The organism is Nocardia implantans, from assembly GCF_035544775.1.
Lineage (GTDB): Bacteria > Actinomycetota > Actinomycetes > Mycobacteriales > Mycobacteriaceae > Nocardia > Nocardia implantans.
Map to the genome: position 1 here is coordinate 543,813 of NZ_JAYKYQ010000001.1, position 8,429 is coordinate 552,241.

The 8,429-nt window shown below is 68.9% G+C and carries 6 protein-coding genes and 1 tRNA gene; 1 reads left to right on the forward strand and 6 read right to left on the reverse strand.

The window, feature by feature from the left end; genetic code table 11:
* Positions 1-15 precede the first annotated feature (15 nt).
* The 5 genes from U3653_RS02525 to U3653_RS02545 form a co-directional block, all read right to left on the reverse strand.
* Positions 16-1,482, reverse strand: coding sequence for a peptidoglycan D,D-transpeptidase FtsI family protein (locus tag U3653_RS02525; protein WP_195079599.1), 1,467 nt, complete (start codon positions 1,480-1,482; stop codon positions 16-18).
* A complete protein-coding gene (locus U3653_RS02530) occupies positions 1,479-2,963 on the reverse strand; it encodes an FtsW/RodA/SpoVE family cell cycle protein (protein WP_195079600.1) in 1,485 nt (494 codons plus the stop codon). The genes U3653_RS02525 and U3653_RS02530 overlap by 4 nt, the downstream gene beginning before the upstream one ends.
* Positions 2,963-4,462, reverse strand: a complete 1,500-nt coding sequence (locus U3653_RS02535) for a PP2C family protein-serine/threonine phosphatase (protein ID WP_195079601.1) — start codon at positions 4,460-4,462, stop codon at positions 2,963-2,965. Before U3653_RS02535 ends, U3653_RS02530 begins: the two co-directional genes overlap by 1 nt.
* Positions 4,459-4,926, reverse strand: coding sequence for an FHA domain-containing protein FhaB/FipA (locus U3653_RS02540; RefSeq protein ID WP_014980860.1), 468 nt, complete (start codon positions 4,924-4,926; stop codon positions 4,459-4,461). Before U3653_RS02540 ends, U3653_RS02535 begins: the two co-directional genes overlap by 4 nt.
* 205 nt (positions 4,927-5,131) lie before the next feature.
* A complete protein-coding gene (locus U3653_RS02545) occupies positions 5,132-6,529 on the reverse strand; it encodes an FHA domain-containing protein (RefSeq protein WP_195079602.1) in 1,398 nt (465 codons plus the stop codon).
* 225 nt (positions 6,530-6,754) lie between these two features.
* Between U3653_RS02545 and U3653_RS02550 the strand changes: the two genes are divergently transcribed.
* Positions 6,755-6,837, forward strand: a tRNA-Leu gene (locus U3653_RS02550).
* A 116-nt stretch (positions 6,838-6,953) separates the two neighbouring features.
* Here the strand turns inward: U3653_RS02550 and U3653_RS02555 are convergent.
* Positions 6,954-8,336 (reverse strand): hypothetical protein, encoded by a 1,383-nt coding sequence (locus tag U3653_RS02555; RefSeq protein ID WP_323124350.1) that lies wholly within the window; start codon positions 8,334-8,336, stop codon positions 6,954-6,956.
* Positions 8,337-8,429: the final 93 nt, after the last annotated feature.

Sequence of the window (8,429 nt, forward strand, 5' to 3'; positions counted from 1 at the left end):
GCACATCCATATCGTTCAGCCCCCTCGAAGACCGGCGTCGAGAACCGCGCGAGCCACCGGCGCGGCGACCGAACCACCGGTCGCGGCAAGCGCCCGGTCCCCACCGTTCTCCACGATCACCGCGATGGCGATCTTCGGGTTCTGCGCGGGGGCGAACGCGATGTACCAAGCATGCGGCGGCGTGTTGCGCGGGTTGCTCCCGTGCTCCGCGGTGCCGGTCTTGGACGCGATCTGATAAGGGGTCCGGTTACCTCCAGCGGTGTTGCCCTCGGACGCGATCATCATGTTCGTCACGGTCGACGCTACATCGGCGCTGACGGCTTGGCCGACCGAGACCGGCTTGGTCTTCGACAGCTCGCTCAGGTCCGGGCCCTGCAACTGATCGACCAGGTACGGCTCCATCCGGACGCCGCCGTTGGCGATGGTCGCCGCGACGACCGCGTTCTGCAGCGGGGTCAGCGCCACGTCGCGCTGCCCGATGCTGCTCTGGGCCAAAGCGGCGTCGTCGGAGATGGTGCCGACGGTGCTCTCCGCCACCGGCATCGGGATCCCGCGGTGCGGGCCGATGCCGAACGCGGCCGCCTCGTCCTTGAGGGTCGCGGCGCCCACCTTGACGCCGAGTTCGGCGAAGGCGGTGTTGCACGAGCGCCGGAACGCCTCGAGCAGCGAAGCGGTGGGGTTGGGACCGCACGTGGAGCCGTTGTAGTTCTCCAGCGTGGTGCTGGTGCCCGGCAGCGTGATGTTCGGCGCGGCGGTGAACTGGTCGTCGGGCGTCGCGACGCCGTTGGCCAGCGCGGCGGCGGTGACCACGACCTTGAACGTGGAGCCGGGCGGATAGGTCTGCGAGATGGCGCGATTCAGCATGGGATGGTTCGGATCCGCGCTCAGGGTTTCCCACGCCTGGGTGCCGCGCGCGCCGTCGTGCCCGGACAGCAGGTTCGGGTCGTAACTCGGCGTGGAGACCATGGTGAGGATCTTGCCGGTGCTCGGCTCGATCGCCACCACCGAACCGGTGTAGCCCTTGCTGGTCATCTGGTCGTAGGCCACCTGCTGCATCACCGGATTGAGCGTGGTGAGCACGTTGCCGCCGCGCGGATCCCGGCCGGAGATCAGGTCGACGAGACGGCTGCCGAACAGCTGACTGTCGGAGCCGTTGAGCACCGAGTCCTCGGCGCGTTCCAGTCCGGTGCTGCCGTACTGCATCGAGTAGAAGCCGGTGGCCGGCGCGTACGCCGCGGGCTCGCTCGGGTACGTGCGCAGGTACTTGTAGCGGTCATCGGTCGCGACCGAGCTGGCCAGCACGGTGCCGCCGGCCGAGATCTGCCCGCGCTGACGGGCGTACTCGTCCAGCAGCACCCGGGAGTTGCGTGGATCGGAGCGCAGATCGTCGGCCTTGATCACCTGGACGTAGGTGGCGTTCGCCAGCAGCGCGACGACCATCACCATCACCGCGATCGCGACTCGGCGTAGTGGAGTGTTCATGTCAGCGGCCCCGCCTCCGGTCGCCCGCCGTCGCGCCGCAGCAGTTCGGTCTGCGCGTCGGCGATCGGCGCCGGTTCCTTCTTGCGCACCGGGGCGGGTGCGCGGGCGGCGTCGGAGATCTTGATCAGCAACGCCAGCAATGCGTAGTTGGCCAGCAGCGAAGATCCGCCGTAGGACATGAACGGGGTGGTGAGACCGGTCAGCGGAATCAGCTTGGTCACACCCCCGACCACGACGAACAGCTGGATCGCGATGGTGAACGACAGGCCGGCCGCGAGCAGCTTGCCGAAGCTGTCGCGCACCGCGAGCGCGGTGCGCAGTCCGCGCACCACGAACACCAGGAACAGCGCCAGCACCGCGGCCAGCCCGATCAAGCCGAGTTCCTCGCCGATCGTGGTGACGATGAAGTCGGTCTTGGCGAACGGCACCTGGTTCGGCCTGCCGCTGCCGAGGCCTGTGCCGGCCAGACCGCCGGTGGCCAGGCCGAACAGCGATTGCGAGATCTGGTAGCCGGTGTTGTTGTAGTCGTCGAACGGGTGCAGCCAGGTCTCCACCCTGACCCGCACGTGGCCGAACAACTGGTAGGCGAAGACGAAGCCGAGCGCGAGCAGTCCGCCGCCGATGACCAGCCAGCCGACCCGTTCGGTCGCGATGTAGAGCATCACCAGCACCGTGCTGAAGATCAGCAGCGAGGTGCCGAGATCCTTCTCGAACACCAGCACGCCGATGCAGACGACCCAGACGGCGAGAATCGGGCCGAGGTCGCGGCCGCGCGGGAACTCCATGCCGAGCACGTGGCGCCCGGCGGCGGTGAAGATCTCGCGCTTGGCCACCAGCACCGAGGCGAAGAAGATGATCAGCAGGATCTTCGCGAACTCACCCGGCTGGACGCTGAACCCGGGCAGCCTGATCCAGATCTTCGCGCCGTTGGTCTCGGAGAACGCGCTGGGCAGCAGCGCCGGGATAGCCAGCGCGACAAGGCCGATGAGGCCGAGGGTGTAGCTGTAGCGGGCCAGGGTGCGGTAGTCGCGCAGTGCGATCAGCAGTGCGATGAACACGATCGTGCCCAGCGCGGTCCACAGGATCTGCTGATTGGCGTCGGGCGACGGACTCGCCCACGAGTTGTAGGCGGCGGTCTGCTGGTCGGCCAGGTCGAGGCGGTGGATCAGCACGAGGCCGAGTCCGTTGAGCAGCGCCACGATCGGCAACAGCAGCGGGTCGGCGAACGGCGCGAACCGCCGCACGGCCAGGTGCGCCACACCGAACAACGCCAGGTAGGCCAAGCCGTATTTGGCGATGTCCAAGGTGATCGACTGTTCCTGACTGGCCTCGACCAGGAACAGGGACACGGTGGTGATCACCGCCGCCGCCCCGAGCAGCAACAGTTCGACGTTGCGCCTGGTGCTCGGCGGTGGCGCGGGAGCGAAGCCGCCAGGGGGACTGGGAAAAGCCCCGGCCGACGGCGGTGCCGGCGCGGACATCAGTCCGTCACCCGGCAGTTCTCCCCCGCGGTCTGGGGGGCGGGCGATGTGCTGGTCGGCGCGGCGGGAGTCGACGTCGTCGGCGTCTTGATCTCGGTGCCCCTGGCGTCGCCCTGCTCGGGCGCGGGGGCGGGCGCGGGCGCGCCGGTGGCCGGAGCGGGCGGAGCGCCGTTGGGCGCGGGCGCCGCGGTCTCGGCCGGCGACGGAACGACTCCCGGCTGCGGCGCTGATTCCTTGACCGCGCACGGCGGCAGCAGTTCGCGCTGGGCGAGGTAGGTCATCGAGTCCCTGGCCTTGTCCAGCGATCCGGGCGGCAAGCCCTTGTCCACCTGGTCGCGGCCGGTCTGCTTGAGATCGGTGACCTTCAGCGGCTTGCACGCCGACGGCACGTTCTCGCCGGGCTCGGTCAGGGTGAGTTCACCGTTGCGGGTCACGCATCCGACCAGGTTCACGTCGTGGATCGAGTAGCCGAGGATCGAGCCGGGCAATCCGCGCAGGATCACCACCGAACCGTCGTCTGCCCCGACGTAGTAGTTGCTGCGGATCATCTTGTAGCCGACCACGAGACCGACGCAGACCGCGACGACGAGCGCCAGCGCGAGCACGATCCAGCGCAGCCGGTGCGACTTCTTCGCGGGCGGCTCGGGCGCGGCGGCGGCCCGGCGCGGCGCGGCGCGCGGCGGGCGCAGCGCCGAGGCCCGGCCCGCGGCGGTGTTCGGCGGCGGTGTGTCCTCGTCGACGCCGGACGCGGCGCCCGCGACGATCGGGTGGCTCTGGCCGTAGTCCAAGTCGATGACGTCGGCGACGACGACGGTCACGTTGTCCGGGCCGCCGCTGCGCAACGCCAGCTCGATGAGCCGGTCGGCGCACTCGTCGGTGCTGCCCTCGCGCATGGTGTTCGCGATCGTCTCGTCGCTGACCACGTCCGACAGACCGTCGGAGCACAGCAGGTAGCGGTCACCCGCGCGGGCTTCGCGCATGATCAGCGTCGGCTCGATCTCGTTGCCGGTGAGCGCGCGCATGATCAGCGAACGCTGCGGGTGCGTGTGCGCCTGCTCCGGTGTGATCCTGCCCTCGTCGACCAGCGACTGGACGAACGTGTCGTCCCGGGTGATCTGGGTGAGCTCGCCGCCGCGCAACAGGTAGGCGCGCGAGTCGCCGATGTGCACCAGGCCGAGTTTCTTGCCTGCGAACAGGATCGCGGTGAGCGTGGTGCCCATGCCGTCGAGCTCGGGCTCCTCCTCGACCTGATCGGCGATGGCCGCGTTGCCTTCTCGGGTGGCCGCGTCGAGCTTGCCGAGCAGATCGTCGCCGGGTTCGTCGTCGTCGAGATGGGCGAGCGCGGCGATCATCAACTGGGACGCGACTTCTCCCGCGGCATGGCCGCCCATGCCGTCGGCGAGTGCGAGCAGCCGGGCGCCCGCGTACACGGAGTCTTCGTTGTTGCCTCGGACGAGACCGCGGTCGCTGCGCGCTGCGTAGCGGAGAACAAGTGTCACGATCGCAGCTCGATCACTGTCTTGCCGACACGGACGGGCGTGCCGAGTGGAACACGGACGGCGGTGGTGACTTTCGCGCGATCGAGATACGTGCCGTTCGTCGAGCCGAGGTCCTCGACGTACCAGTCGTCACCACGCGGAGACAGTCGCGCATGCCTGGTCGAGGCGTAATCATCGGTGAGTACCAGCGTGGAATCGTCCGCACGCCCGATCAGCACCGGTTGGGTGCCGAGCGAGATGCGGGTGCCGGCGAGTGAACCCTGAGTCACCACAAGAAATTTGGCGCCCTTCTGGCCCCGGCTGAAGGAAGGCAGCACCGCGGAACCGCGTGCGGCCCTGGGCTGAATCCGAATGCCGGATGCCGCGTAGATGTCGCTGCGCAAGGTGCGCAGCACAGCCCACACGAACAACCACAACAGCAGAAGGAACCCCGCACGGGTCAGTTGCAGGATCAGTCCCTGCACGGCGCTCCACCTCCTGTTCGACCGTGTACGTCGGTGCCGTAGGTGCGGTTCGACCACCCCCACCAGCCTGCTGGTCTTGCCGGCCCCGGTGTCGGCGCCGCGCGTGTGTTGGCAGCATCATAGGGCCGTCGGTCGACTTCGATCACGATACGACCGACGAATCCCTCGAGAGCCATGTCGTGACCTGCACCGCGAGCTTACGGGATCAGACGATGCGGATCAGGATCTCGGAGTGCCCGGCACGGATGACGTCGCCGTCGGCGAGCTGCCAATCCTGCACGGGGGAGCCGTTCACCAGGGTGCCGTTGGTGGATCCGAGATCGGACAACATCGCGGTCTGCCCGTCCCAGCGCACCTCGATGTGCCTGCGCGAGACGCCCGTGTCGGGCAGGCGGAAGTGCGCGTCTTGGCCGCGGCCGATGATGTTGCTGCCTTCCCGCAGCTGGTAAGTGCGGCCGCTGCCGTCGTCCAGCTGAAGTGTCGCGGAGTAGCCCGAACCGGCCTGCGGCGCGGCGCCGTAGCCTTGTCCGCCCGCGTAGCCCTGCGGCGCGCCGTACCCGGGTTGCTGGGAGTATGCCTGACCGTAGCCGCCCTGGTCGTCCTGGCTGTATCCGCTTTGGTCGGCGTAGTTCGGGTCGCCGTAGCTGGGATCGGTGTACCCCGACTGACCGTAGCCGGGCTGACCGTAGCCTGGCTGGCCATAGCCCGGCTCGGCGTAACCCTGCTGGCCGTACCCGGGGTCGCTGTAGCCTTGCTGGCCGTAAGCCGGGTCGGCGTAGCCCTGCTGGCCGTAGCCGGACTCGCCGTAGCCTTGCTGGCCGTAGCCACGCTCCCCGTAGCCGCCCTGCTGGCCGTAGCCGGACTCGCCGTAGCCGCCTTGCTGGCCGTAGCCGGACTCGCCGTAACCGCCCTGCTGGCCGTAGCCCTGGCCGCCCTGGGGGTAGTCGTAGCCGTTCTGGTAGTCGCCGTAACCCTGCTGCGCGTCCGGAGCCTGGTAATCCGCCCCGTACGCGCCGCCGCGGCCGTAGTCGTCGCGGTACGCGCCGTTCTGCGGGCCGCCGCGTCCGGCAGGCGGTGGTGCGTACCCGCGGTTGCGTGGATCGGACTCCGCGGGCTCACGGCTCGGGTCGTAGCCTGAGTTCTGCGTCATGGGGCCAGCTCCTGGTTGCGGGTGTGCAGGTCGTTGTGGCGGTGATTCGGGGCCGCGAGCCGCGCTGGCTCTGTGTCCGACGTCGGGATCGACGCGGCCACTCGCCCTGAACTGTCCGGTGTGCAGCGTAGGTGATGCCTCGAACGCCACGTGTACTTCGCCGTAGGTCTGCCAGCCTTGCTCGCGGATGTAGTCCTGTAGATGTTTGGCGAACGCGCGGGTGGTGAGGTCGTGGTCGGCATCCAGCTGCTGGTGATCGGAGGTGTTGATCGTGATCACATAGCTGTTGGGTGCCAGCAGATGCCCGCCGCCCAGGTCCTGGACATGATCGGCGGCCTCGCGTTGCAGCGCCGCCTCCACCTCCTGGGGCACGACACTGCCGCCGAAGACTCTGGCGAACACGTCACCGACGGCGCCTTGCAGGCGACGCTCGAATCGCGAAACGATGCCCATCTCGGCCTCCCTTCGGTGCGCGTCTCTTCCTGATTCGTAACAACGACACGCGTGTATGGCGTGTCGTTGATCGACCACGTTCATTGCATGATATCCACGATCGTCCACACCTGTAACTCTTGGCGACGGCCCTGGGTTCCCGGACCCGTTCAGCCCCCCGGTCAGGCCTCTGAAATGGCGATTTCGTATCCGGCGCGCGGCCGTGATACTGTCTCCCAGTCGCTCGGGCGAGTGGCGGAATGGCAGACGCGCTGGCTTCAGGTGCCAGTGTCCTTCGGGACGTGGGGGTTCAAGTCCCCCTTCGCCCACAGACGAGAAACCGCGCATCAGGTGCTGATGCGCGGTTTTTCTTTTGCCCACGCAGGGGTGTGACCGACGTCGCCGCGCCGCCGGTCAGCGCCTTCCCACCGCGGGTGGCAGTCCGTCAGGCCACCGGCCCGTGACGGTCGAGGAAGCGTTGTTCGAACGCGGCGATGAATCGCCGCTGGTCGACCGACGACGACGAGTGCGCGAACTCGCCGTCGTCGGCGAGGTAGAAGATCGCTCGGGGAGGCTGCGCGTTCTCCCGCGCCGGCACGTGCACCTTCCAGCCGAAGCGGAAGCGGTCGGCGGTCAGTTCCGACAGGGGGTAGCCGGTGGTGTCCAGCTGCCGTCCGGTGATGTAGTCCCGCACCCGGCTGATCGCCTGTTCGGCGGGCATCGGCTCGGGCAGCGTCGACCGCAGCCCGGCCACCGAGAACTGGTAGAGCGCGCCGTCGATGTCGTAACGGTCGTCGTCGCCGAAGACGGCGACCAGCTCCGCCCGCGTCACCCTGCCCGCCTCGGCGGCGGACAGCAGCGCGTCGACCGCGTCGGTGTCCGTGTTCTCCGCGCATAGCCCAGCCACGATCTTGATCGTCGTGTCTCGCGTCCATATGCCCGGCACCGCGGGCGCGCACTCCCGTGCGGACGGTGACTGTCCGCGGTACCAGCGCCCCGCTTCCCACCAGTAGCAGAACGACAGCAGGCCGGAAGCCGCCCGCGGATTCAAAACGGGGTCGGCGACCCAGTCCGGCGCGCCGCCGTACAACTCCGGCATCGGCGCGCCCGCGTTGTACACCGCGTCCAGGGTCGGCGCGTTCCAAACTCCGCCGGAGAGCACGGCTCGTCCGGCGGGGAGCGCGTGCAAGGTCGACCCACCGCGCGCGGTGCCTTCGAAGACACCGACCCAGGGCAACATCCGCGGACCCCACTCCGACTTCGCCGCAACGAAGGCCGCGGCGATGGTCGTCCAACGGGCCCACATCTGCGGGAACGGAGGGAACTCGTTCTCCGCGAGTACGGCCCACACTCCTTCGGCCCGGTCGGCACGGGCTCGGGCTGCGGCCTGCTGTGGGGTGCGCCGCTGCCGGTCACCGTGGCCGATATAGGCGGCCAGCCACACCGGTACTTTCCGGCGGGGATACGCCTCGAGGTCGGCGCGGTATGCCTCCGGGACGAACAGCTGGCCGTCGGGGAAAGGTTCGTCGCCGTAGTCGTAGGTGACCTCGACCTCGCCCGAACTCGTCATCGCCATCACCAGCCGCCACCACGGTTCCGCACCGGAGCCGGCCGCGAGCGCGCGGTGCTCCCGCACGAGGGCGAGCACCGGCTCCGGCGGGTCCACCGGCATCACTTGCTCCCCGACCGTGTAGACCAGCTGGGCGACCTCGCTCACCACCGTGACCGCGAACACCGCGTCCACCCGCTGCCACCCGGTCGGCGCGTGCGCCGCCAGCGCGCGAGCCAGCGGGTGCTCGGCGGTCAGCCCACCGGGTTCGTCTGCCACGTCGTCCTCCATGTCGATATCGAGCCACTGATCTCGCCGCACCGAGCGGCGTTCCTCCGCGGTGGCAACGCGAACGTCGAAGATAGCTTGCTT

What these genes read in the sequence shown, in the direction of transcription:
- U3653_RS02530 (WP_195079600.1), bottom strand. Translation starts at nt 2,963, where the DNA reads ATGTCCGCGCCGGCACCGCCGTCGGCCGGGGCTTTTCCCAGTCCCCCT.
- U3653_RS02545 (WP_195079602.1), bottom strand. Translation starts at nt 6,529, where the DNA reads ATGGGCATCGTTTCGCGATTCGAGCGTCGCCTGCAAGGCGCCGTCGGT.
- U3653_RS02525 (WP_195079599.1), bottom strand. Translation starts at nt 1,482, where the DNA reads ATGAACACTCCACTACGCCGAGTCGCGATCGCGGTGATGGTGATGGTC.